Genomic DNA, 23,766 nt, shown 5'->3' on the forward strand with positions numbered 1-23,766 from the left:
GAGTCATGGAGGTTAGATAGTTCCGTCATCGCACAACTGCAACGCGGTCACTCCTGCAGACTTTGCGCCTCGGCCATGTTGATGATCTTCGACAGCTCCGGGTCCTGCGCGAAATCGGCCAGTTGGAAGCTGTCGAGCAGGTCGGCGCGCGCCATCGACAGCTTGCGTACGGTCGATGTGCCCTGACCGGCGGGGCCGAAAAGCTCGCCGTCGATCTCAAAATACAGTGATCCTGACATCCCGGCCTGCAGGGTCGGCGCCTCGAGTTCGGGCGGAATCTCATATTCCTCACCGGCTTCGAGAATCTTCTCGAACACGATCGAGCCATCCGCCGCGCGTACCCGCACCCACGCCGGCCGCACCGCGAAAAGCACCACCCCCGTCGGCGCGTCGGCTAGAACCTGCGGCACCGATGGTTGCGGCTGTTGCTCAGACTCGGCCAGCCTCTGCGGCGCCGACGCGACCGGACTGGTCTCGCCCAGATTGACGAAAGTGCCAATCGAGGCAGGATCGAGCGTCGAGATCGGCGCATCGCGAGCCACCAGAACCGGTTCGTCCAGCGCTTGCGGACGATACAGCCGGTCAAGTGCGTCAGCCGGCGGTGAGAAAACACCGGCTCCCGCCATTTCTTCGGCACCCGCACCGGCGTCGGCCGGCGCAACCGAAGCCAAAGGATCGAGTTCGGCCAGAACCGTCGGCGTGTGTTCCACCGGCGCAACCTGAACACGCTGCACTTCGTTCAGCACTGTCCAGCCACCAAACCCCAGCCCCGCGATCAGCGCCACAAGCACGATCATCGAGCCCACGGCGCGCGGATCGATATGCGACAGAAAGCTTTCGCCTACACTGGAATATCCCAACCCCACCCGCAGCGAGGACTCGAGGTCCATGTCGCTGGGCCCGTTCGAGGCGAGGCCACTTTCCGATTTGCGGATCGTTGAAGCCGCGGACGACATGCCATGGGCTGTGGAGAAGCCGCTTTCGGCGCAAAACGCGGCGAACGCCTTGTCCGGGTCCATACCCAGGTAACGCGCATAGGAGCGCACGTAGCCTGCGATGAAACCAGGTGTGTCGAATGCCGACGGATCGGAGTTTTCGATCGCCGCGATATAGGCGGCCTTGATCCGCAAATCTCGCTGAACATCGAGGAGGGATTTGCCCAAGGTCGCACGCTCGCCGCGCATGACATCGCCAAGACGCAGGTCAAAATCGTCGAACCACTTGGGTTCGGCATCTTCCACCTCGGTCTCGCGCTTGGATCTGCGCCCGATCATCACCCTGCCCCAGCTAAGCCCCCCGAATCGCACATCAACCCCAGCGCGACTCGCAATTTCTCATGGCATATCGATAGCATAATACAAGCGTATTTGCATATGCAGCATGCCTCTAGGCAGTTAGTTCGGCACGATTCAGCGCACAATGCGCCCAAAGCTCGTCCATCGCATGCACCAGCTTGTCGATCTCGTCCGGACCGTGAACGGGCGACGGCGTGAAACGCAAACGTTCGGTCCCGCGCGGCACGGTTGGGAAATTGATCGGTTGGACATAGATGCCGAAATCCTCAAGCAGCATGTCGGACAACTGTTTTGTGTGCACCGGATCTCCGACGATCACCGGCACGATGTGACTACCGTGATCGATGAGCGGCAATCCCAGCCCTTTTAGGCGGGTTTTCAGAACCTTTGCCTGCTCCTGATGCTTATCACGCAGCTTTTGGCCCTCGGATGTCTTGAGAAACGCAACCGACGCCGCCGCCCCTGCCGCAATCGCCGGCGACAGCGAGGTCGTGAAGATGAAACCCGGCGCATAGGAACGGATAGCATCCACCATCTTGGCCGAAGCCGCGAAATAACCGCCCATCACGCCGTAGGCTTTCGCCAGCGTGCCGTTGATGATGTCGATCCGATGCATCAGTCGGTCGCGCTCGCACACGCCCGCGCCCCGAAGGCCGTACATGCCCACGGCATGCACTTCGTCGATATAGGTTAGCGCGTTGAATTCATCGGCCAGATCGCAGATCGCCTCGATCGGCCCGAAGTCGCCGTCCATCGAATAGACCGATTCGAAGGCGATCAGTTTCGGCGCCTCCGGGTCGTCGGCGGCGAGAAGCTCGCGCAGATGTTCGACGTCGTTATGACGGAATATGCGCTTGGCCCCGCCGTTGCGGCGCACGCCCTCGATCATTGAGGCGTGGTTGAGCTCGTCGGAGTAGATGATCAGCCCGGGGAACAGCTTGGGCAGAGTGGACAGCGTGGCGTCGTTGGCGATGTAGGCCGAGGTAAAAAGAAGCGCTGCTTCTTTACCGTGCAGATCGGCAAGCTCGGCCTCGAGACGCTTGTGATAGACTGTGGTCCCGGAAATATTGCGCGTACCGCCCGAACCTGCGCCAGTCGCATCGATCGCTTCGTGCATAGCGGCCAGCACCTCCGGATGCTGTCCCATGCCCAGATAGTCATTGCCACACCAGATGGTAACAGGTTTCTGCGTCCCATCGGGCCTGGACCACACCGCATGCGGGAAATTGCCCTTCTCGCGTTCGATATCGATGAAAACCCGGTAGCGGCCTTCCTCGTGCAAACGATTGATCGCCTTATCCAACTGAGCCGTGTAGTTCACGCGACATCCCCTCCAATTCTGAGCTCCGGGTTCCTTTTCGGATATGTCCGCTCCGGAGCGGGCCGCGGCCCTGTTCGCAACATCGGCATGGTATAGACCCAGCCGCATTTTGAAAACAGGTTACATTTTGCCGCCCCTTGTCAGCCTTGACCGAAATCAAGATCGTCCCGCCCTGCGCCGAACAAACGCCGCGGACGACTGGACACGGCCCAACGCGGCGCTAGACTTCGCGCAAACCCCGCCGACAGGAGAGTTCCCAGATGTCCCTTGATGCCGTTCTTGCCCGTCTTGATGCCGACCTCCCCGCTGCCACCGACCGTCTGCTTGACTTGCTGCGCATCCCTTCGATTTCAACCGATCCGGCTTACACAGCCGATTGCGATCGCGCCGCGGACTGGCTGGTTCGCGACCTGCAAAGCCTCGGTGTCGAAGCCTCGAAACGCGACACCGCCGGGCATCCGATGGTCGTGGGTCATGTCGAAGGTGACGGCCCGCACCTGTTGTTCTACGGCCATTACGACGTGCAACCGGTCGATCCGCTCGAACTGTGGGACCGCGACCCTTTCGACCCCGAATTGCAGGACACCGACCAGGGCCAGGTGATCCGCGGTCGCGGCAGTTCGGATGACAAGGGGCAGCTCATGACCTTCGTCGAAGCCTGTCGCGCCTGGAAAGCCGAGCATGGCGTCTTGCCCTGCCGCATTACCTTCCTGTTCGAAGGCGAAGAGGAATCGGGCTCGCCCTCGCTGGTGCCGTTCCTGCAAGAGAACGCCGACGAGTTGAAGACCGACATAGCCCTGATCTGCGACACCGGTCTGTTCGAAAGCGCGGTGCCCGCGATCACCACCATGCTGCGCGGACTGGTCGCCGAAGAGATCACACTTACCGGACCATCGCGCGACCTGCATTCCGGCATGTATGGTGGGGTGGCCATGAACCCGATCCGGGTACTGTCTACCATCATCGCCGATCTGCATGATGACCAGGGCCGTATCACTCTTGAAGGTTTCTATGACGGGGTGCCCGAATTGTCGGACGCGATCCGTAGCCAGTGGCAAAATCTGAATTTCGACCACAAAACCTTTCTCGGCGATGTCGGGCTGAGCGAACCGGCCGGTGAAAAGAACCATACGCCGCTGGAACAGATCTGGTCGCGCCCGACCTGCGACGTCAACGGTATATGGGGCGGCTATACCGGCGACGGATTCAAGACCGTCCTTCCCTCTCAGGCCCATGCCAAGATCAGTTTCCGCATCGTCGGCGATCAGGATCCCGACGCGATCCACCGCGCCTTCGTCAAACATGTCGAAGACCGACTGCCGCCGGATTTCAGCGTCGAGTTCCCGCTCGGCAAGGGGTCGAAAGCGTCGCAGATGTCGATCGAGAACCCATCCTTCGAGAAAGCGCTGAAGGCCCTTTCGGACGAGTGGCCCCGACCGGCCTCTTATATCGGCTGCGGTGGCTCGATCCCGATTGCCGGGTATTTCAAGGACCTGCTGGGCATGGATTCGATGCTGATCGGCTTTGGCCGCGACGACGACCAGATCCACAGCCCGAATGAGAAATACAACCTTGAAAGTTTTCACAAGGGTATGCGCAGTTGGGCGCGGATCCTGCACGCGTTGACGACATGATACCGGGGTTTTCCGATCACCTCTTCGAGGACGGCCCGCGCCACATCGCCTATTCGCGTGGCGGCGACGGACCGCCGCTCCTGCTGCTGCACGGCTTTCCCCAGACCCGCGCGATGTGGGCCGAGATCGCGCCGGCGCTGGCAACAGAATTCACCGTGATCGCGGCCGATCTGCGCGGTTATGGTGGGTCCTGGAAACCGGGTCGAATGGAAGATTACAGCTTCCGCGAAATGGGCGGCGACCAGCTTGACCTGATGTCGTCGCTGGGCCTCGACCGCTTCCACCTTGCCGGCCACGACCGCGGCGGGCGCACCGCCCATCGTATGGCGCTGGACGCGCCCGACCGGGTCGCCAGCTTGACGTTGATGGACATTGTTCCCACCCACCTGCTTCTGGACAATCTTTCAAAAGAGGTTGCAACCGCCTATTATCACTGGTTTTTCCTGGCCCAGCCCGAACCTTTCCCGGAAACGATGATCGGCGCCGACCCGGACCATTTTTTCGAGTCCTGCCTGCTCGGATGGGGGTCGGCACGGCTCGAGGATTTCGCGGCCAATCAACTGACCTCTTACCGCGAGGCGTGGCGCGATCCAGAGACGATCCGTGGTATGTGCCATGACTATCGGGCTGCAATCGCAGTGGATTTCGGGCTGGACGCAGCCGATCTCGGGCGCCGCGTTTCCTGCCCTTCTCTGGTGCTCTACGGGGCCGACGGGGCCATGGCCAGGGCCTATGACGTAGCCGCCACATGGGCCGACCGGCTGACCGACATCCGCTCAGCCAGCATTCCCGGAGGCCATTTCTTCCCGGACACAGCGCCTGACGCAACTGTCCAGGCGCTGCGTATGTTCTATACAAAACAAAAGAAGGCCCTCTGAAAGCAAAGGACGCCCTTTCGTTTTTTTCCAGTGACTTAAGCGCCGCTTTTAAGAATCTGATCCATGGTGATCGCCGGCTGCGCGCATCCCGCCTCGCCGACGATCCGCGCCGGCACGCCAGCCACGGTCTTGCAGGGCGGCACCTCGGTCAACACCACAGAACCGGCAGCGATGCGCGAGCAGTTGCCCACCTTGATGTTGCCCAGCACCTTGGCCCCGGCGCCGATCAACACGCCGTTGCCGATCTTGGGATGGCGGTCCTCGTCTTCCTTGCCGGTTCCGCCCAGCGTCACCGAATGGAGCAGCGAAACGTTGTCGCCGACCACCGCGGTCTCCCCGATCACGATGGCGTGGGCATGGTCGATCATGATCCCCTTGCCAACCCGTGCGGCGGGGTGAATGTCGATCGAAAACACCTCCGACACCCGCATCTGGAAGAAATAGGCCAGATCCTTGCGGCCCGTGTTCCACAGCCAATGCGCCACACGATGCGCCTGCACCGCCTGAAACCCCTTGAAGAACAAAAGCGGTTGCAGGAAACGGTGGCAGGCCGGATCGCGGTCATAGACCGCCGCGATATCGGCGCGCGCATCAGTTTCGAGCGTCGGATCCGCGTCATGCGCCTCGTCGCTGATCTCGCGGATAAGCTGTTCGGGCATCTCACCCGAAGCGAGTTTCATCGAAATCCGATAGGACAAGGCCCGTTTCAGCGACCCGTGATAGAGCACGCTGGAGTGAATCAAACCACCCAACAGCGGTTCTTCCCGAACGGCCCGTTCGGCCTCGCTCACGATCTGGGCCCAGACCGGGTCGAGCTCAGCGAGTTTCTTGCGCGTTTCAGCCATTTGCATCCGTCCTCTTTCGCATGCACTCTACTTCACATAAGGCGCTTTCGCCAAACGCAAAGCCGTGATCGGGAAAATAACCGGAATGAATGAAAAAGACGTCGCCCGCTTCCGTAAAACCATCGAGATGCAGCTGGCCGAGCTTGTGGCGCAAGATGCACTGGGACAGGATGGGCAGAAGACAGTCGAACTCGATCAGCAGTCGGTCGGACGGCTGTCTCGAATGGACCCGCTGCAGAACCAGGCTATGGCAAAGGCGACCCAAGCGCGGCGTGACCTTGAGGCCCGGCGCCTGAAAGCCGCTTTGGCGCGCATGGACGAAGGCGACTACGGCTGCTGCGAGGATTGCGGCGAAGAGATCGCAGCCGGCCGGCTTGCGTTCGATCCCGCCACGACCCGCTGCGTGTCCTGCGCCGCGGGCGTCTGACTGGCCTCAGGCCATCATCGCCAGGCTGGAATAGGCTCCCGGTCCATAGAGAGCCGAGACCTGGGCCACTTGGATCTCGTAGGGCCCCGCCAACCCGTCGGCCGCCCGCGATTCCTGGCTATAGAGCCAGGTGGCCGTGCCGAGTTCGGTTTCTCGGACCACGCCGCCATTGCTGACCACCCGGACAACATAGGTTTCGCTTTCTTCCCCGAGCGGAACGTCGGCGCGGTCCCAGGCGTCGCCACCGATCCGGGTGCGGCGGATCCAGTTGACCTTCAGCAAGCCCCCGCCGATGTCTCGTGCCGACAGATGACAAGGAGACAGCGGCCGCAACCCGATACCTTGGAAAGCCAGCACCTCATGCCGGTAGGAGGGATCTTCATAGGCACGACGCGCCGGCCCGACTCTGTAGTGACGCGCGATGTTGCGTTGCCCGTCCTTCAGGTCGATCTGCTCGGGAATGCCGTCGAGCAGCACAAACATGCTGCCCGCGGGCCAGAGCGCAGGTGTCCAGGCGTCGCTGCCCAATTGGCCGCGCAGACGATGATTGAGCAACCAGGTGTTTTCACCAACCAACTCCGCGTCGCGAAACTGCAAGAGTTCCCACCCACCCGGCGTGCCGTCGCCAATCGCGGCCAGGTTGGCACCCCCCAGAAACGCGGCGTCCTCCACCGAGGACAACGTGCCCGAGGTCAGTTCCACGACAAGGCCTTCGCCGCGATCGTAGAGCCCGGGACCAGCGCGACCGAGATCGGATTTCGTAACCCCCACTGTGGACCGCCCGGCGATCAGGCGATCGAGTTCGTAGCCGCTGTCTGTGCTCGAACTGTAAAGCGCCACCGAGCCCGGCCAGGGCTCTGACGTCACGGCGATATGCGGAGCATGTGGCACCTCATCGCCAGTCATAAGCGGCAGATCGAGGAACAACGGGAATACCGGCACCGGTGGCACGAACTCACCCAGAGACACCGCGTCCTCGGTCATGTCCACCGCGCGATAGGTTTCGGGTTCGATCCGCACCGCCTCGACGATTTGGGACCCGCCGATCTCGATCCGATCGATCCGCATCAAGTCGTTTCGGCTCTCGTCCTTCAGCAGCACCACGTCGCCGGGCCCCAGATCAAGCCGTGAGGGCGGCAACGCAAAGCGGGCCGTATCGCGCCCGACACGCGCCTCGCTGAGCCAACGCTCGACCGTCTGCCGACCTTCGCCGCGGGTCAGCGCGACGGGGATCTCGCTGGTCGCCACCGCATGGGTCGCCTCATCGGGCAGCACGGCCTCTTCCGACAGCACCTCGAAACTGCCGTCGGCTTGGACAAAGCGCAGCCTTACCCGCCCGACCAGTTCAGCCTCTGATGCGCGCAGACGCTCGACATCGCCTTCGATATCATCGTGAACGGCCAGGGTCGCGACTTCCTGCGTCGCGTCCGCGATCCCGTCGCGCATGACAAAGGTCACGGCGCCGTCGCGCTCGACCGCATCGAACCCGTAGCGCAACATCAAAGGCTGCAAGGCCGCGCGGGCGTCGTCAACCTCGGCGACCGCATAGCCGCGCACGACGCCGCGTAGCCGCGTCACGTCGACGTCCGCAAGCCCTGCCGCCAGGCAGATCTCCTCGACCACCGAGGCCAGTGCCCGGGCCGAGGCCCGCCCGGTGATCCAATGACCACGCGCATAGTTCGTAGCGTCGGTCCAAAGCGCCGCGTTGCCGGGAAAGAACGGATAGGGTCGCGCGTCCCAGGCCCAGACATGGGCGCGGCCCATATCCACCATCGGCGCGCCATAAACGCTTGAGGTCGGGTTGTTTTCCGGCTGCGCCCAATGACGGAACATGGCCCGAAGATACTGCATCTGGATGAATTCGTCGCGTTGTCCATTCGAAAAGTACGGCAGCGCCGATTCCGACGATTTCGGATCAAGAAACTTGTTCGGCTGATTGGTACCCTTGTCGATGGCCGCGCAGCCGAACTCGGTGAACCAGATCGGTTTCGATTCCGGCTCCCAGGCGGTGGGCGTGGCCTGCCTTACGCCGTCGATCCGCTCGTGATGGCTGTTGCGCCACCAGTTCAGGATATCCTTGTAGCGCCAGATCCAGGGCTCACCAAGCGCGCCGTCGGTAATCGGCGTTCGGATCTGCGCCGCGCGGGCCTCGGGTGAATGATAGTACCAGTCATAGCCCTCGCCACCCGCGACGTTGCCCATCAAGTAATCCAGGTCATGGATCGTCTCGGCCCGATCCAGATCGAGATGATCCACCTCGTCGCGCCAGTCGCTGAGCGGCATGTAGTTGTCGATACCGACGAAGTCGATATTGCCATCGGCCCAGAGCGGGTCGAGGTGGAAGTACCGATCGCCCTCAGGCGTCACGTAGCCGAAATATTCCGACCAGTCGGCGGCATAGCCGATCTTCACTCCGGCCCCCAGGATCGTCCGGCACTCTGCTGCCAGCGTCATCAATTGATTCACTGCAGGAAATCCGCTCTGCCCGCGGATCTGCGTCAGGCCGCGCATTTCCGAGCCAATACAGAAAGCCTCAACTCCGCCCGCTGCCGCGCAGAGAGCCGCCTGATTCAGAATGAACCTGCGATAGCCCCACTCACTGGGCCCGTCATAGCTCACCGTATCGCCAGAGACGGCGAAATCCGCCGCGGTGGCGGTCCCGAAAAAGGCGGCCACTTCGGCGTCGGCGCCAGACGTTCCATCCGGGCTGCCGTCGCGTCCCGGCGCCTCGGACAGCGTGATCCGCCCGCGCCAGGGCAGAACCGGCTGGCTGTCCTCATCACTGTAAGGATCGGGCAGCGTGTTGCCCGTCACCTGATCCATCAGGATGAATGGGTAGTACATCACGTCCTGCCCCGCCTCCCGCAGCGCCGCAATCGCCTGGATTACCGCTGCATCGGCCGGCGTACCGCCATAGACCGGGCGTCCTTCACCATCCTGCGCCACCACCTCTGCCGCCGTCCTGGCCAATCCCGAGACGTGCCAGGGCATCTCGGCGCCGTCAAACTCGGTCTGATCGACCTTGGGTTTAATCGTGCACTCGCCGCACCGCAGGTCGTCCCCAAACCAGCTCACAATCAGCGAGGTCGAGCGGCAATTCGGCAGTTCGTCCCGCATCCGCTCGAGCGAGACCAGAAAATCCGGCTTGCTTGCAGGGGTGTTGATATTGGCCATCTCGGTTTTGCCAATCCCCTGGCTATACCCAACCGGGGTTGTAGCCAGCGCGTATTCGCCGCTGCCTGGCAGAAGCGCCACGCCGCGCACACCATGCGCAAGATTATCCTCTGCATCGAAGAGGTCCGGCTGCGACGGACGGGTGACCTCGAAGGCGAACTGCGGCACCCGGTTACCGAACCGTTCGAGCTGAAGATCCTCGAAAACGACGTAGGCGGTACCGCGATAGGCTGGGACCTGCCCCGCCCCTTCCACCGCTTCCATCTTCGGGTCCGGCAGTTGGTCGCGGGTGCCGCGATAAACCACCATGTTGAGGTCGTCCTTCGAAATCTCCACCCCATCGGCCCAGACCCGCCCGACCGAACTGATCTCGCCGTCGCAAAGCGCAATCGCCAGGCTCACCGAATAGGAATAGCTCCGGGTCTTGGGTTTCGGCGGCCCGCCCTTGCCACCGCCCGACACATTGACCGATTCGGCAAACTGCGTGGCCCAGATCACGTGGCCTGCCACCTGCATCCGGCCATAGACCTGCGCCACCGGATCGCCCTCGCCCGCGCCGGTCAGTCGAAAACGCTCGACCCGACCGGTTTCGACCACGTCCGATCCTGCTCCCATGATCCGCTGGTCGATTGCCCGGCCAATGGACGCGCCCACAAACCGTCCGATCGCGACTGAGCTGAGCCCCAGAACCGTGCCGCCGATCGAGCCGCCAATTGCGGCGCCCGCCGCGGAAAGAAGTATCGTTGCCATCCGGCCTCTCCCTTACGGAAATCTGAACCGCGCCACGATCCGGCGGCGCCACGGGGTGCTGAGCGGGCTTTCGACCACGCCATGCCCCGAATAGGAATGAATGAAGGTGCCTTCGCACCCGGTGTGCCCAATGATGCCCAGGTGTTTGGCAACCGACCCGGCCCGCATCCGGAACAAGATCACGTCTCCCGGCGCCGCTGGGTTGGGGTCCGCCGGCAGCAGGTGTCGGCGCGCCGCGGCCCACAGCCGCTCTTCGCCCTGCGGCTCGGACCAGTCCATGGTATACGCCGGCACCTGTTCGGGCTCGCTTCCCTCGATCTCGCGCCAGACGCCCCGAATGAGGCCCAGGCAGTCACAACCCGCCCCACGGACCGCCGCCTGGTGCCTGTAGGGCGTACCAATCCAGCCTCGCGCGGCCGCCACGACGATGTCTCCGCGACCAGCCATTTCAGCGCCGGCTCCCACCGGTCAACTCGCCCGACTGCGCCGGTTGCACCATCATCCAGTCGTCGCTGGGGAGGTCCGGAAAGCCTCGAAAGTTCAACAGGTTGTCGAACTTCAAACGACAGGTCTCCATACGTTTGTCACACCCCGCCAACAAACGCACCACATCGCCCGGACGGATCTCGGCCCGCATCGGGGTCCACAATTCGATCACGCGACTGCCGTCGATCTCGAGATCCCGCTTGACGATGCCGCGCAGCCCCTGCGCCTCTCCGTCGTGCCCGATCAGGGTCCCGCGTTCGAACCAACCCGGCCCGAATCCCGTGAGGCCGGAGAAGGTAAAGCGGCTTCGGTCTTCGACCTGTTCAATCGCCACTTCAACGCCGTAGCCCGGCTGGGTCACGTCGAACCCGCAATGCGCGTCGCCCAGCACGGCGGTGCAGGGCTTCTGATAGACCCGCCCCATCGGCCGGTTGAGCGCTTGAGCCAGCCCGCGCAGCTCGGCCCGGAAGGCGCCACCGGCGCGCTTCAGTTCACCGATGGTGCCGCGGAACACCAGCTGCCGCTGCGCCACAGCGGCCCAGTTCACCAGCCAGGCCCGCACCTCGGCTCCGTCGAAGCGCCCGGCCTCGATATCCGCCTCGGTCACGGCCGCATCGTTCAGCGCGCCCAGCGCTTCGGTATTGTCCACCGCCAGCCCGGTTGCCTGCTGCAGCGCCAGGGCACTGAGACCACTGTCTGCCTTGAACCTGACCCCGTCGAACGCAAGATCGAGGTCATGATCGGTGAAGCCAAAGGTCATCCCGTCAGTGCGCGTGATCGCCCAGGCCCGGCAGACATTGGTCACGCCGCTCTCGAGGTGGGTCAGGAATTCGCCCTTAACGCCCATCAGACCCGCACCTCCACCACCGGCACGTTGGGCACGTCGCCGGCCCGGAAACTCGCCACGTTGGTGACGATTCGGTCGGTGTCGAACCGCACCGGCACGTCGAATTCGAAACCGGCCGTGATCTCAGCGCCGATATCGGGCGGGTGATTGAAGTGTACGAAGCCGGTCGCGGTATCGATCTGGTAGTGCACCGCCTCGAATTGTTCGACGCCCGCGATGGCAACCCGCACCGAGCCCGCCACCGGTTTCGAGATCGGCCGAACATAGCGTTGCTCGCCCGAGACGTAGGATTTCATCAGCTGGAAACCGGTCGTGACCTCATCCCCGACAGCGATCACCTGGTCGCCGTGGGCCGGCTCCCGGCTGATCGGACAGGACTTGTAGTCGGCCCAGTCCTTCCAGCGAAACCCGTACATCTGTCCCTGCCGGGCTTCGAAAAAGGCGATCAGCGCCTCGACATCGTCGAGCGAACGCATCGACACCCCGGCATCGTAACGCCGGCGCGAATGCGCCCACGGTGTGTTTCGCTCCTCGAACCCGTTGGCCAGCGTCACCACGTCGGTGCGTCGCTCGGGCCCCCCGACCGACCCAAAGCTGAGATTGGTCGGGAATTGAACCTCATGGAAATTCATGGGCTGACCCTCCTTACCTGTTGCGCTGACCGCGCGCCAGAATCCGCCCGACCTGGGCCGCGATCTGGCCCTGGCTGCGCTGGAAGCTGGCCGTATCCGGCGTCGATATGTTCATCACCACGTTGATCGGGCGTCCGCCGCCCTCGGCGCGCACCCCAAGGCGCCCGTCCTGCCCGCGTGACAGCGGCATGATCGCCTCGGGACCGGCTTCGCCCATCAGGCCCAGTCCGCCGCGCATCGGGAAATACGTGGGTCCGCCGACCACACCGCCGCTGGCGAACGGCACCACCCGACCCTGGGTGAAGGACGCTCCGTCCTTGAATCCGAAAAGCCCGCCGACGAGACGGCCAATCCCCTGCGCCAACAGCCCGCCGACATGGTCTGTCACCGGTTTCACGGCGGCGTTGTAGGCAGCGTTGATCATCGACTGCGCGAGACCGTTCAGCGCGTCCGACAGTTTCATCCCATCCAGCACCGCGCCGTCGAAGGCCCGGCGCAAACCGCGGCTCAGCCCCCGCTCAAGTGTCGCCACGTCGTAACCGGTCTCGGCCAAAGAGCTGCGAATACGCTGCAATTCGGCGTCGAAGCCGGCGGCCATATCGGCGGCCTGGCCCAGTGTCTGCTCCAGTGCATCAACCTGATCGTCCAGGTCCTGAAGGCTATCGAAATCAGCCATTTGTCATGTCTCCTCGCTCATCGGGATAGGCGCTCAAAAGCTCATCGAGCCGCGCCCGGCCCATCGGAGCCGTGGCCCGCCCGGGCCCCAGCAGGAATTGCAGTTCCGCGGGCGTCAGCGCCCAGAACTCGGCCGGTCGCAGCCCAAGCCCACGCATCCCCGCCCGCATCAGCGCCAGCCAGTCGAAGGCCACAGACTCAGCCATCGCCCGGCACCATGAACGCTCGCGCCAGCAGCTCGGCTGCGGCCCTGGCCGCGCCCAACGGGCCGCCCTCGATCTCGGCCGCCCGCAGGTCACGCGCCTCGCCCTGCCAGCCACCGCCGCGCAGTCCGGCGACGATCAGCGCCAGCACGTCACGGCTGGAAAACGCGCCCTGCTCGAAGCGCTCGACCAGGTCGACCAGAGATCCGCTCTGCAGCTCTGCCTCAAGCTCGGCCAGGGCCCCCAGCGTCAGCTTCAGTCGGCGGCGCCTGCCGTCGATGACCAACGCGACTTCCCCCGTCCACGGATTGGCCATGCGCGTTACACCGCCGCCGTGAAGGTCAGCACACCGGCCGAGGCCAGCGACAGCTCATAGGTCGCCTCGCCATTGTGCGATCCGGCGTATTCCAAACCGGTCACCTGGAACGGCCCTTCGACAGTGCCGAAATCCGGGATCACCACTTGGAAATCCGGCGTCTCGGCATCGAAGAAAATCTGCCGGGCGCGCTCATCGCTGGCCTCGTCCTTGAAGACGCCCGAACCTGAAATCGCCGCCGATTTCACGCCGGCGCCAGCCAGCAACTCGCGCCAGCCGCCCTGGCTTTCCAGGCTCGTGACATCCACGCTCTCGGCGTTGAAGCTCACGCGCGTCGCACGCAGCCCCGCCACCGTCCCGAAACTGCCGTCGCCGGTCAGATCCACCTTGATCAGAAGGTCCTTGCCGTTCTGCGCCACCATGTTCTATCTCCAGTCTTGTCAAAAAAGGGTCAAACGTCCTGCACTCGGGCGCGAAACCGCAAATCGATGCGCCGCTGCGTGCCGGTGCCTTCGAGCTTGGCCACCGCCCTGTCGAAATTCAGGTAAACCAGGCTCCCGCGCGCCAGGTTCAAATCGGCGTCCTCCAGCGCGTCGCTGATCGCCATCGCCACGTCCTTGGCCGCTTGGAACCCGGCGGTGTCGGTAACCACCGAGACCGTGAGCATGTGCAGCGCGCCAGGTCCGGTCTTGTCGGACCGCTCCCACACCGTCTCCGGGCCCAGCGTGACATAGGTGCTGGGCAGATTGCCGGAGGGCAACGCATCATAGATCGCCGCCCCGACCAGGGCCCCCAAGGCCGAATCCGCAGCCAGATGCTGATACACCGCAGCCTGCAAGGCCGACGAAACGCCATAGCTCATGCCGCCACCTCCTCTTCTGCGAAACACGTCAGGTAGCGCCCGTCCGGGTCGCGTTCGGTCACCGCGAGGATGCGATAGAGCCGCGCGCCGTCGCGAAACCTCTGATCCGGCTGCGGCCGCATCGAATTGCCCACCGGTGCACCGCGCACGGTGATGCGGTAGCCGACATTTGACACCGGCACCGCCTCTCCCTGCTTCTCGCGCCCCGTGCGCGCCGCGATCTGCGCCCAGATCTCGCCCAGCGGCGTCCACCCCTCGACATACCCGCCTGCGCCGTCCGGCACCCGGTCGGGCGTTTCCAGCACCAACCTGCGGCTGAGCCTAACCTGCGTCATCGCCCCGCCCCTCCGAACAGCCGCACGGTGCGGTAACGTTCGATCAGACTGGTTACGCCAAAGGGCATGCAACCATCGCCGAGGCCGGTCTCGTTCCGGTACTCATAATAGTGCGCCGCCAGGAGCAACACCGCCTGACCCAGATCAGATGGCAGGTCGCTCCAGCCTGCACCGAAACCCGCTGCGAAACGCACCCGCACCGCCCCACCCGAAGGCACCGTCGGCAATAGTGTGCCCGTCGGTGCGATCCGCGGCCGCTGCATGTCCTGTACCAGCCTGTAGAGCACCGGATCGACGATCTCTTCGCCTTCCGCTGCGTCGATCAGGACCAGGTCCAGGATCGCACTCACCGGCGCCACCGGCAGAGCCTGACCCAACTGATCGCGCCATGCCGTCAGCGTCCACGAAAATTCGCGCGCGATCAGGATCTTACCGGTCCGTGCCTCGATCGCCGCAATGGCCGCGCGCAAGAAGCTTTCCAGAACCGAGTCCTGCAGGCTGTCCTCGGCGAAACCGGACCCGAGCCGCAAATGCGCCTTGAATTCGGCCACCGGCAACGCCGACAGCGGAATCGGTGTTTCTTCGATCAACATCATGGAAATACTCCGAAATTTCCCTTTTCCCCAGGCCCGTCCCGACCGGTCGATGCGGCGCGCGGGCCCAACGCCGCCCGGACGGAGGGGAGGAGCTGGTGGGCGCCTGAAGTCAGGCCGCGCGCGCCGGGGACGGGCGGTCGCCCGCCCCCAACCGACCGTGCTTAGCTCACGCCGAACTTCAGCAACTTGATCGCGGCGAAATCGCTCACGTCGCCCCCCACGCGCTTGGTCGCATAGAACAGAACATGCGGCTTGGCGCTGAACGGATCGCGCAGCACGCGCAGGTCCGGGCGCTCGGCGACGGTATAGCCGGCGTTGAAATCGCCGAACGCAATCGAGAACGAGTCGGTCGCGACGTCGGGCATGTCTTCGGCAATCAGGACCGGATAGCCCATCAGGCGCGCGGGTTCGCCCGCGGCCAGACCATCCGACCAAAGGAAGCGGCCGTCGAGATCCTTGAGCTTGCGCACGGCCCCCGCGGTTTTTGAGTTCATCATGAAAGTACCGTTGGCGCGATACTGGGCGCCCAACGCGTAGACCAGGTCGACGATGGCGTCACCGCCGTTGAAATCACCGGCCGCGCCGGTGGCAACATAACCGACATTGCCCCAGGTCCAGCTGTCGTTGTCGACGGCGGTGTGGGTAAGGATCCCCACCGGTTTGTCGCTGCCGTCGCCATTGATAAAGGCCGCCGCTTCAGCGCGGGCGAACTTGTCGGCGATGCGGCCGGCAAGCCAGCCTTCGATATCGAAGGCACTGTCATCAAGCAGACGCTGTGACGCCTTCGGCATCGCCGACAACTCGTGCAGCGGAATCACGATCCGGTCGATCGACGGGGTCGCGGTTTCGGTCGCGGACGCGGTTTCAGTGGCCCAGCCGGCGCCGACATCGGTGTGGTCGATCAGCACGTCATACGACGTCGCCTCGACATTGACGACATTGGCGATCGCGCGGACGGACGAGGTGCTTTCGAGCACGCTCTTGATCTGCTCGGCTGTCTGCGGATCGACCAGATAGCCGCCATCCGACGCCACCGCGGTGCTCATCGCCTTGCCCTCCAGTTCCAGGCCACGCAGCGCGTCGTCGTCGCCGGTGCGTACATAGGCATCAAACGCCTTGTGATGCGGTGTCTCGGTGTCGGCCGCCGCGGCCAGGGCCGGGCGACGCATGGTTTGGGACTTTCGTTCAAGCATGGTCAATTGCTCTTCCTGTTGTTGAAGTTTAGAATGAATAGTTCTCTTGAAACTCCTGAGATCGCTCACGAAACCACTCAGGGCCGACGTCACCTCGGGCATCGGAGACAGATCTCCTCCGGCCCGAGCCTTGCTCTCGGGTTTGGTCATTGCCGTTTTCCTTCGTCGCTTGGTCTCGGCCCGCGTCAGTCGCGCGCCAGTTCCCGGCTCGCGTCCCTGAGGGCCGCCGCCAATTCGCGCCAGTCATCGGCCACTGACAGATCGTCCGCAGACGCGTCGCCCTTGGCCCCCACCCGCGCACTGGGCAGCATCGGGAACGTCACCAGCGACACTTCCCAAAGCTCCAGTTCCTTAAGAAGCCGCAGCCCCTTGTCATTCTTCACCGCCTTGAGCGTGCGATAGCCGATGCTGAGCCCGTCAATGGCGCCGGCGGCAATCAGTGCCGCCGCCTCGCGGGCCCGGCCGACGCTTTCCAGCAGCCGGCCCTTGACGAAGAGCCCCTTGCCGTCCTCGCGCACGTCGTCCCAGATGCCGATCGGTTGCGCCGGATCGTGCTGCCACAGCATCTTGACGTTGCGCCCGTCCGCTTTGAGCCGCTTCAAACTGGCGGCATAAGCACCCTGCTCCACCACGTCGCCGCCCTGATCACGCGCCCCGAACAGGCTGGCATACCCCTCAATGACTGTGCCATCCTTGGCCTCACGCACACTCAATTCTTCATCGAAGCGGCAAAATTTCCGTTCCAGTCCGGTCTCGAAATCCATCTCTTTCTCCATCTGAAAACCTTAGGGCGTTGCCGCCAGGATCGACTGGACCGCCTGCGCCAGGATGATCGCCACGATACCGTAAACCGTGAGCCACAAACGCTTTTCCAGTCGCTCCATCATCAACTCGATCTTTTCGAGCCGCCGCGCCAGCCCGTCATGTTGCAGGGTCGAGACCCGCTCGTGCGCCTCAAGCCGCAACGCCGGGGCACAATCGAAAGCCTCGAACCCGTATCGCCGTTCCTCGTCAACCATCCGCACCGTCCTCGGCGAGCACCGGCAGGCCCAACAGGCGCCGCTTCTCGGTCATGGTCAGGAAATCCGCGCGGGCGACGCGCGCCCATTGCGCATCGCGCTCGGCGGCCAGCGCCGGCACCTGGTCGAGATCTGGCTTCAGGTCCAGAGCCTCACCGGCGAATTGCGACAGCCAGTCCGCCACCGCCGCCGTCACCCGCAGCGCCAGCGGCAGTACGGTCAGCCGATAAAACGCCCGGTTGGCCTCCTGGTAATTGGCATAGGTCGCGTCCCCGGGAATACCCAGCAGCATCGGCGGCACCCCGAAGGCCAACGCAATCTCGCGTGCCGCACTCTCCTTGGTTTTCTGGAACTCCATGTCCGACGGGCTGAACCCCATTGGCTTCCAGTCGAGCCCGCCCTCCAGCAGCATCGGCCGCCCGGCATTGCGCGCGCCCTGGTGATGCGCCTCCATCTCGGCCACCAGCCGGTCGTATTGATCGGCCGACAGCGCGCCCTGCCCCTCGGCGCCCTTGTAGACGATGGCACCGGACGGTCGCGCGGCATTGTCCAGTAGCGCCTTCGACCAGCGCGAGGCGGAATTGTGCACATCCACCGCCTGCGCCGCCGCCTGCATCGGGCTCAGTCCGTAGTGATCATCCTGCGGATGGAAGCTCTTGATGTGGCAGACCGCCGGCACGCCCTCGCTCACGTCGAAGCGGTGCTTGCGCCCGCCTACGGCGTATTCATACCCCACGGGCCACCCGTCGTGACCCGGGATCAGGCTCATCCGGTCCGAGCGCAGAACATGCAACTCCAGCGGCACCACCGCCTCGCCGCTCACCGCCTCCAGATAGGCGTTCCCAGTCAGAAGCAACTGGCCGTAAAGCGCCTCGAACAGTTCCGCCCGCCCCTGCGCCGGATTCGGGCTCTGCACCAGGTTCAGCACCGGATGGGTATCGAAACGCTGCGCCTTGTCCTGCAGCACCAGCGGCAGCGCCGCCGCGGCCTCTGCGATCATCTTGACCGAGCGGAAACCCACCGGGTTGCCGGAAAAACCGGTCCGCGTCAGCGTCACCGTGTCGCGTGGGCTCCACGCCACGCGACCCGCCCCGTGATAGGCCAGAACCGGTCCCGTCGCGCTGGCTTTCTGTTCCGGGATTTCCCGCTCCCGCGCTTTGAAGAAATCAAACACCGCCATCCGGCTCTCCTCACGTTTCTCTTTCAGTCCCAGAGCTTTACCCTGCGCAGCCGCAGTCGCTTCCGGTCTCGTTTCAGGATCGAAAGCGATCATTCCCGGAAAAGTTTAAGAAATCTGAACTAGACCGCGCGCACCTGCGGGCGCCGCCATTTTGCAGCCGGTTCGATCATCAGCTCGGTCAGCGCCCAGACCAGCGCGTCGACCCTGTCCGGGCTGCCCGTACCGTCGTAGCCTCGCGTGGTCATGCGGCACATCTGGTCTTCCAGCCCTCCCAGGTCCCGGACATGAAAAACCCGCCCCTGCTCGTAAAGCGCCGCCACCGGTTCGGCCCGCGCCGCCTTGCCGCGGGCGGCGTGGACTTTCTTCAGCGGAACCATCGGATCGACCTGCCGAATGACCGATTCGACCAGGTCACCACCCTGGTTGACCTCGGCTACCAGCTTCTCGGCCCCGAACCGTTCCATCGCCGCAATCGCCGCCTTTGCCCAGACGGCCGGCGTTGCGGCGCTGACGCTGGCATCGCCCAGAACATAGGCGCGCCAGTCCTGCACCGGTCCGCGGGTCACGGCCCCTGCCACCACGATTCCGCACTCGTCACTGCCCTCGTGTCCCGTGACCGGCGGATCCACTGCGACCACGATCCGGTCAAGCTCGGGCAATTCGACCACCCGCGAACTCTCCAATGCCGATGAAGTCCACAACGCCCCCTCGACATCCTCCAGCAGCACGCCCTCCAGTTCCTGACGCCCGAGGCGCGTGCCGGCATAACGCGCCTTGACCTCGTCGAGGAATCCTTGCGCCAGGTTCGCCGCATTGGCTTCGGTCGAAGCGCGCGTCACGACGGTCGACGGCATCGCAAGGATCTCTTTCAGGATACCCACATTCCGCGGCGTCGTCGTCACGCAAACCCTGGGCGTCTCGCCCAGTCGCAATCCGAATTGCAGCATGTCCCAGGTGTCCCGGGCCTTCTTCCACTTGGCCAGTTCATCCACCCAGGCCCCGTCGAACTGTGGGCCCCGCAGTCCTTCCGGGTCATGCGCCGAGAACACCTGCGCCACCGCCCCATTGGGCCATATGAGCCGCTTGCGCCCGGCCTGCCATTCCGGCCGCCGATCAGACGGCGAGCAGGCGAGGATGCCGCTTTCGCCAAACACCATCACCTCGCGAACCTGGTCCACCGTCTCGCCCACAAGCGCGATCCGCCGGCAAACTCCCGTGTCCTGCGGCCCCGCGCCTTCAACCTGCGCCCGCACCCATTCGGCTCCGGCGCGCGTTTTCCCCGCGCCGCGCCCGCCCATGATCACCCAGGTCCGCCAGTCGCCGTCCGGCGGCAACTGATGATCCATCGCCCAGAACTCGAACAAAAAAGGCAGAGCCATCAACTCTGCCTCGCTCAGCTCATTCAGGAAAGCGTCCTGGACATCGCGCCCTTCTGAGGCGATCCAGGCGGCACCCGATCTGAGTCCGGGCTGCGTCGAGGTCGATGGATCCGCCGGCGCCGGTCCGGCGCCCGTGTTGCCCGCGTTTTTCAAGTTTCATCTCCATTTCCAGTGCGATCCCCAGCCATTGCCGGATCTCGCCCGACCGGCGCTGCGCGTCGGCCAGGGTTTCTAGTTTGCCGGCGCGGATGTCGCGGTGCAGCACCGCCAGATCGCGCGCCAGGCTGCGAAGCTGCGTCTCCAGGACCGCGATGGCCCGGGTCAGTCGCTCTTGCCCGGGCGTCGTCTGCTGTTTTGCCATTGTCGTTTTGTCTGCCTCATGTGGTCTCTCCTCCGTCCGCACGCAGGACATGGAAAAGCGGCCACCGGGGATCTTCCCGGGGCCGCTTGCCCAGCTCTCTCAGCATGTCACGAACCCTAACCGAGACCGCGCGCAGCGTCAAACGCGAGCGCCCCCTAACCGTTCGGTATCATTACCAGATTCTTAACGCCCCCGGATCAAAGCCCGAGCTTGTCACGCATGAAGGCCAATGCCACCGACAACCCGTCCGGCGCAATCCCGTGGCCGGTGCCCTTCATGATATGGGCATAGACTTCGGTGAACCCCGCTCCCTGCAAGGCCTCCGCCGCCTGCGGCAGAGATTGCGGTGGGACCACGTCGTCCATGTCGCCATGCACCAGAAGGATCGGCGGTTTCGACACCGCCTCGTCCACCAGAAGCTCGGGACTCAGAAGTCGCCCCGAAAAAGCGACGATCCCGGCAATTTCGTCCTCGCGCCTTGGCGCGACGTGCAGGCTCATCATCGTGCCCTGGCTGAAGCCGAACAGCACCAACTGCTCCGGCAACAGATCCTCGTCCACCAGGATAGCATCGAGAAACGCGTTCACATCGTCGATCGCGGCCCGCATCCCCCGCTCGGCTTCCTCTTCGGACGAGCCGTCGATCCACGGGATTGGAAACCACTGGTAACCAAACGGCGAAGCCGCGCAACTCTCCGGCGCATCCGGCGCCACGAACAGCGTGTCCGGCAGGTGTTCGCCCAGCGGATCGGCCAGGCCCAGCAAATCGGCCCCGTTGGCGCCATAGCCGTGCAGAAACACCACCGCCGACCGCACCGTTCCCGAAACCGGCCCCTTGCGACCCGCCTGCAATACCCGTGTCATCTGATCCCTTCCCTGTCCTTCGCCACCCGGTAATAGGCCCAGAGCACGCGTGCTGCAACCGACCGCCACGGGCGCCAGCGCTCGGCCATCGCGCGCAAGGCGCGCTCTCCGGGGCGCTCGTCCAGGCCGTAGAGCAGCCGCGCCGCCTCCTGCAACGCCAGATCGCCGGGCGCGAACACATCCGCGCGCCCGAGCGAGAACATCGCATAGATTTCTGCCGTCCAGACCCCGATCCCCGGCACCTCGACCAGCCGGGCCACGACTGCGTCGGTCGGCAATCCGCGCAGAGCCGCGAAGTCGATCTCCGCCGCGGCCAGTGCCCGCGCATAGCGCATCTTCTGCCGGCTGAGCCCGACCGCCCGCAACTCCTCGTCCTGCGCCGCCAGCACGGCCGCCGGATCGATCAACCCGGCGGTCTGCATCCGTTGCCAGATGGCATTGGCCGAAGCCACGCTTACCTGCTGGCTGATGATCGCGCTCAAAAGCTGGGCGAACCCGTCCGGCCTCAGCCGCAACGGCACCTCGTCGACTGCCTCCAGCGCCCGCGCCAGGCCTCCGTCCCGCGCGGCCAGCCAGGCGGTGCCTTCCGCCACGCAATCCGGCCCGCGAATGATCCGCCCAACGCTCATTCCAGCCCCCGCACCCAGGCAAGCGCCGCGTCCACGGTCTCGGCCTTTCGCCCCTCGGGCTGTTCCGGTCGATCCAGCATCGCCACCCGGACCCCGAGCTGCCGTGCCGCATCCAGCTTGGCGCGGCCCGCCGCGCCGCCGGCATTCTTGGCCACCAGCCAGTCGATCGCCAGCTGCCGGAACAGCGCCAGTTCGTGCTCCAGCGAAAACGGCGGGCGCTGCACCAGGTACTCTCCGCCATCGAACGGGAACGGCTCCGCCTGTTCCTCAACCACCCGGCAGATCACCCGCCGCCGTTTCAGGCGTGCAAACCGCGCCGCCGTCTGCCGTCCCGTCGCCAGCAACACGACCGCGCCCTCGGGAATGATCTCCACCGCCTGTTCCTCGGTCGAAATCCGAGCCCAGTCCTCCCCCGGTTCCGGCGCCCATTCCGGCCTCAGGAACTGGCAATAGGGCACCCCCATGTCCCGGCACATGGTCGCCGTCCGGCGTGAGATCCGCACCGCGAACGGATGCGTCGCATCCAGAACCGCGCCGATACCTTCCTCCGCCAGATAGGTCCGAAACCCATCCTCGCCGCCGAACCCGCCGATCCGGGTCGGCAGGGCCAGCTTGCGCGGCGCCCGCACGGCGCCGGCCAGCGAAGCCACGGCATCGACGCGCTCCGCCGCGAGCCGCGCCGCGATGGCCCGGGCCTCGCCGGTGCCCGCCAGCACGAGCAGCTTCATGCGCCCGCCCTCGCGATGATTGCGCCGCCTCGGTCGATCACCACGATGTCAAAGCGCATCCCACCGCCGAACCTTGCCCCGACCTGTGCCAGGGCTGCTTCGGCCACGGCACGCGCCAGTGGCGGCCCGACCAACTCGAGAGCCTCCAGCGCCGTGTTCGCCCGGCGCACCCGGTCGTCCCCAACCATCTCGGCCAAGGCTGCAAAATCCACCTGGCTCCGCCTCGAGTGCAGGTCCCATGCCCCTTGTGCCAGCTTGGTGATCTTGCCGATCCCGCCGCCGATCGTGACCCGCGCCACCGGGTGTGCTGCAAGATATTTCAGCATCCCGCCCACGAAATCGCCCATGTCCAGCATGGCGTGGTCGGGCAAGCCGTAAAGCGCTTGCACCGCCCGTTCGCTGGTTGCGCCGGTGCAGCCGGCGACATGGGTCACCCCGCTGGCGCGGGCCACGTCCACGCCGCGATGAATCGAGGCGATCCAGGCAGCACAGGAAAACGGCCGCACGATCCCTGTCGTTCCCAGGATCGACAGGCCGCCCTTGATCCCCAGCCGCGGGTTCCAGGTCTTTTCCGCAATCGCGGCGCCCCCCGGCACCGAAACCGTAATCTTCACGTCCGGTCGCCGCGCCAGCCTTGCCGCCATCTCCTCGACCACACCCTGCATCATCTCGCGCGGCACCGGGTTGATCGCAGGCTCACCGACGCCGATCGGCAGCCCCGGCTTTGTCACCACCCCGACCCCCTCACCGGCGGCAAACACGACCCCCCCGTCCGAGCTTTCCACCCGCGCCTTGATCAGCGTCCCGTGTGTCACGTCCGGATCGTCGCCCGCATCCTTGATCACCCCCGCTTCGGCCCAGCCCTCGCCCGCCCCGGTTTCGGCCAGTTCGAAGTCCGGCCGTTCGCCGCGCGGCAGTGTGATCCGCACCCGCGTCGGAAACCCCTCGCCCCACAGCGCCATCAGCGCCGCCTTCACCGCCGCCGTCGCACAGGCGCCGGTGGTCCAACCGCGCCGCAAGGTCCGGGTTCCACTCATGGCGCAACCCTAGCGGTCCGCCGCAATCCGGGACAATCCCCTGCTGCAACTTGCCGAAAATGTCCCGGGCGTGTGGGGGCAGCGCCCCCACGCGTGTCCAC

General features: G+C 64.7%; 27 protein-coding genes. 3 read left to right on the plus strand and 24 right to left on the minus strand.

Translation table 11 applies throughout. The annotated features are described in order from the left end of the window. Positions 1-47: 47 nt before the first annotated feature. Both NO357_RS04330 and hemA read right to left on the minus strand, forming a co-directional pair. Positions 48-1,274 carry a helix-turn-helix domain-containing protein gene (locus NO357_RS04330; protein WP_306734375.1) on the minus strand — a complete coding sequence of 409 codons (1,227 nt, stop codon included), beginning with the start codon at positions 1,272-1,274 and terminating at the stop codon, positions 48-50. Between the two features lie 112 nt (positions 1,275-1,386). Further along, positions 1,387-2,616 (minus strand): 5-aminolevulinate synthase, encoded by a 1,230-nt coding sequence (gene hemA / locus NO357_RS04335; RefSeq protein ID WP_306734376.1) that lies wholly within the window; start codon positions 2,614-2,616, stop codon positions 1,387-1,389. Between the two features lie 260 nt (positions 2,617-2,876). Here hemA and NO357_RS04340 point away from each other — a divergent pair, with 260 nt between their 5' ends. After that, entirely contained in the window at positions 2,877-4,250 is a 1,374-nt protein-coding gene (locus tag NO357_RS04340) for a M20/M25/M40 family metallo-hydrolase (protein ID WP_306734377.1), read from the plus strand. After that, positions 4,247-5,128, plus strand: coding sequence for an alpha/beta fold hydrolase (locus tag NO357_RS04345; protein ID WP_306734378.1), 882 nt, complete (start codon positions 4,247-4,249; stop codon positions 5,126-5,128). Before NO357_RS04340 ends, NO357_RS04345 begins: the two co-directional genes overlap by 4 nt. Before the next feature lie 35 nt (positions 5,129-5,163). Here the strand turns inward: NO357_RS04345 and cysE are convergent, their stop codons facing one another. Then, complete coding sequence (gene cysE / locus NO357_RS04350) at positions 5,164-5,973, minus strand: serine O-acetyltransferase (protein ID WP_306734379.1); 810 nt, start codon at positions 5,971-5,973, stop codon at positions 5,164-5,166. Positions 5,974-6,058: 85 nt separating this feature from the next. On the opposite strand from cysE, the gene NO357_RS04355 reads away from it, so the two are divergent. Then, positions 6,059-6,400, plus strand: a complete 342-nt coding sequence (locus NO357_RS04355; protein ID WP_306734380.1) for a TraR/DksA family transcriptional regulator — start codon at positions 6,059-6,061, stop codon at positions 6,398-6,400. 6 nt (positions 6,401-6,406) lie between these two features. Here NO357_RS04355 and NO357_RS04360 read toward each other — a convergent pair whose 3' ends face one another. The 21 genes from NO357_RS04360 to NO357_RS04460 all read right to left on the minus strand — a co-directional run bounded on the left by NO357_RS04360 (position 6,407) and on the right by NO357_RS04460 (position 23,665). Further along, the gene (locus tag NO357_RS04360) at positions 6,407-10,324 is read right to left on the minus strand and encodes a baseplate multidomain protein megatron (protein ID WP_306734381.1); all 3,918 of its coding nucleotides are present in this window, start codon (positions 10,322-10,324) and stop codon (positions 6,407-6,409) included. Between the two features lie 12 nt (positions 10,325-10,336). Beyond that, positions 10,337-10,771: an NlpC/P60 family protein gene (locus NO357_RS04365; RefSeq protein ID WP_306734382.1), complete on the minus strand. Its 435-nt coding sequence runs from the start codon at positions 10,769-10,771 to the stop codon at positions 10,337-10,339. A gap of 1 nt (position 10,772) precedes the next feature. Then, positions 10,773-11,657 carry a phage/gene transfer agent baseplate hub protein gene (locus tag NO357_RS04370; RefSeq protein WP_306734383.1) on the minus strand — a complete coding sequence of 295 codons (885 nt, stop codon included), beginning with the start codon at positions 11,655-11,657 and terminating at the stop codon, positions 10,773-10,775. Further along, entirely contained in the window at positions 11,657-12,289 is a 633-nt protein-coding gene (locus NO357_RS04375; protein WP_306734384.1) for a DUF2460 domain-containing protein, read from the minus strand. Before NO357_RS04375 ends, NO357_RS04370 begins: the two co-directional genes overlap by 1 nt. A gap of 13 nt (positions 12,290-12,302) precedes the next feature. Further along, entirely contained in the window at positions 12,303-12,965 is a 663-nt protein-coding gene (locus NO357_RS04380) for an RcGTA-type gene transfer agent tail tape measure protein (RefSeq protein WP_306734385.1), read from the minus strand. After that, positions 12,958-13,170, minus strand: coding sequence for a rcc01693 family protein (locus NO357_RS04385; protein WP_306734386.1), 213 nt, complete (start codon positions 13,168-13,170; stop codon positions 12,958-12,960). The genes NO357_RS04380 and NO357_RS04385 overlap by 8 nt, the downstream gene beginning before the upstream one ends. Continuing rightward, a complete protein-coding gene (locus NO357_RS04390; RefSeq protein ID WP_306734387.1) occupies positions 13,163-13,483 on the minus strand; it encodes a gene transfer agent family protein in 321 nt (106 codons plus the stop codon). The genes NO357_RS04385 and NO357_RS04390 overlap by 8 nt, the downstream gene beginning before the upstream one ends. Positions 13,484-13,488: 5 nt before the next feature. Then, positions 13,489-13,905 carry a phage major tail protein, TP901-1 family gene (locus NO357_RS04395; protein ID WP_306734388.1) on the minus strand — a complete coding sequence of 139 codons (417 nt, stop codon included), beginning with the start codon at positions 13,903-13,905 and terminating at the stop codon, positions 13,489-13,491. Between the two features lie 29 nt (positions 13,906-13,934). Continuing rightward, on the minus strand, positions 13,935-14,345 hold the full coding sequence (locus tag NO357_RS04400; RefSeq protein ID WP_306734389.1) for a DUF3168 domain-containing protein: 411 nt from the start codon (positions 14,343-14,345) through the stop codon (positions 13,935-13,937). Continuing rightward, positions 14,342-14,680 carry a head-tail adaptor protein gene (locus tag NO357_RS04405; RefSeq protein WP_306734390.1) on the minus strand — a complete coding sequence of 113 codons (339 nt, stop codon included), beginning with the start codon at positions 14,678-14,680 and terminating at the stop codon, positions 14,342-14,344. Before NO357_RS04405 ends, NO357_RS04400 begins: the two co-directional genes overlap by 4 nt. Then, on the minus strand, positions 14,677-15,276 hold the full coding sequence (locus tag NO357_RS04410; RefSeq protein WP_306734391.1) for a head-tail connector protein: 600 nt from the start codon (positions 15,274-15,276) through the stop codon (positions 14,677-14,679). Before NO357_RS04410 ends, NO357_RS04405 begins: the two co-directional genes overlap by 4 nt. 161 nt (positions 15,277-15,437) lie before the next feature. Further along, positions 15,438-16,619 carry a phage major capsid protein gene (locus tag NO357_RS04415; RefSeq protein WP_306734392.1) on the minus strand — a complete coding sequence of 394 codons (1,182 nt, stop codon included), beginning with the start codon at positions 16,617-16,619 and terminating at the stop codon, positions 15,438-15,440. Between the two features lie 35 nt (positions 16,620-16,654). Beyond that, on the minus strand, positions 16,655-17,233 hold the full coding sequence (locus NO357_RS04420; RefSeq protein ID WP_306734393.1) for an HK97 family phage prohead protease: 579 nt from the start codon (positions 17,231-17,233) through the stop codon (positions 16,655-16,657). Positions 17,234-17,254: 21 nt separating this feature from the next. After that, positions 17,255-17,488 carry a GTA head formation protein, RCAP_rcc01685 family gene (locus NO357_RS04425; RefSeq protein ID WP_306734394.1) on the minus strand — a complete coding sequence of 78 codons (234 nt, stop codon included), beginning with the start codon at positions 17,486-17,488 and terminating at the stop codon, positions 17,255-17,257. Next, positions 17,481-18,668: a phage portal protein gene (locus NO357_RS04430; protein ID WP_306734395.1), complete on the minus strand. Its 1,188-nt coding sequence runs from the start codon at positions 18,666-18,668 to the stop codon at positions 17,481-17,483. Before NO357_RS04430 ends, NO357_RS04425 begins: the two co-directional genes overlap by 8 nt. Positions 18,669-18,787: 119 nt before the next feature. Further along, positions 18,788-20,047, minus strand: a complete 1,260-nt coding sequence (locus NO357_RS04435; RefSeq protein ID WP_306734396.1) for a DNA-packaging protein — start codon at positions 20,045-20,047, stop codon at positions 18,788-18,790. A 19-nt stretch (positions 20,048-20,066) separates the two neighbouring features. Then, a complete protein-coding gene (locus NO357_RS04440) occupies positions 20,067-20,408 on the minus strand; it encodes a hypothetical protein (protein WP_306734397.1) in 342 nt (113 codons plus the stop codon). A 197-nt stretch (positions 20,409-20,605) separates the two neighbouring features. After that, positions 20,606-21,271, minus strand: coding sequence for an alpha/beta hydrolase (locus tag NO357_RS04445; protein ID WP_306734398.1), 666 nt, complete (start codon positions 21,269-21,271; stop codon positions 20,606-20,608). Then, complete coding sequence (locus NO357_RS04450) at positions 21,268-21,900, minus strand: DNA-3-methyladenine glycosylase family protein (protein ID WP_306734399.1); 633 nt, start codon at positions 21,898-21,900, stop codon at positions 21,268-21,270. Before NO357_RS04450 ends, NO357_RS04445 begins: the two co-directional genes overlap by 4 nt. Next, a complete protein-coding gene (locus NO357_RS04455) occupies positions 21,897-22,628 on the minus strand; it encodes a cobalt-precorrin-6A reductase (RefSeq protein ID WP_306734400.1) in 732 nt (243 codons plus the stop codon). The genes NO357_RS04450 and NO357_RS04455 overlap by 4 nt, the downstream gene beginning before the upstream one ends. Then, positions 22,625-23,665 (minus strand): cobalt-precorrin-5B (C(1))-methyltransferase, encoded by a 1,041-nt coding sequence (locus tag NO357_RS04460; protein ID WP_306734401.1) that lies wholly within the window; start codon positions 23,663-23,665, stop codon positions 22,625-22,627. The genes NO357_RS04455 and NO357_RS04460 overlap by 4 nt, the downstream gene beginning before the upstream one ends. Between the last annotated feature and the right edge of the window lie 101 nt (positions 23,666-23,766).

Origin of the sequence: Marimonas arenosa, assembly GCF_030848945.1 — a bacterium.
Lineage (GTDB): Bacteria > Pseudomonadota > Alphaproteobacteria > Rhodobacterales > Rhodobacteraceae > Marimonas > Marimonas arenosa.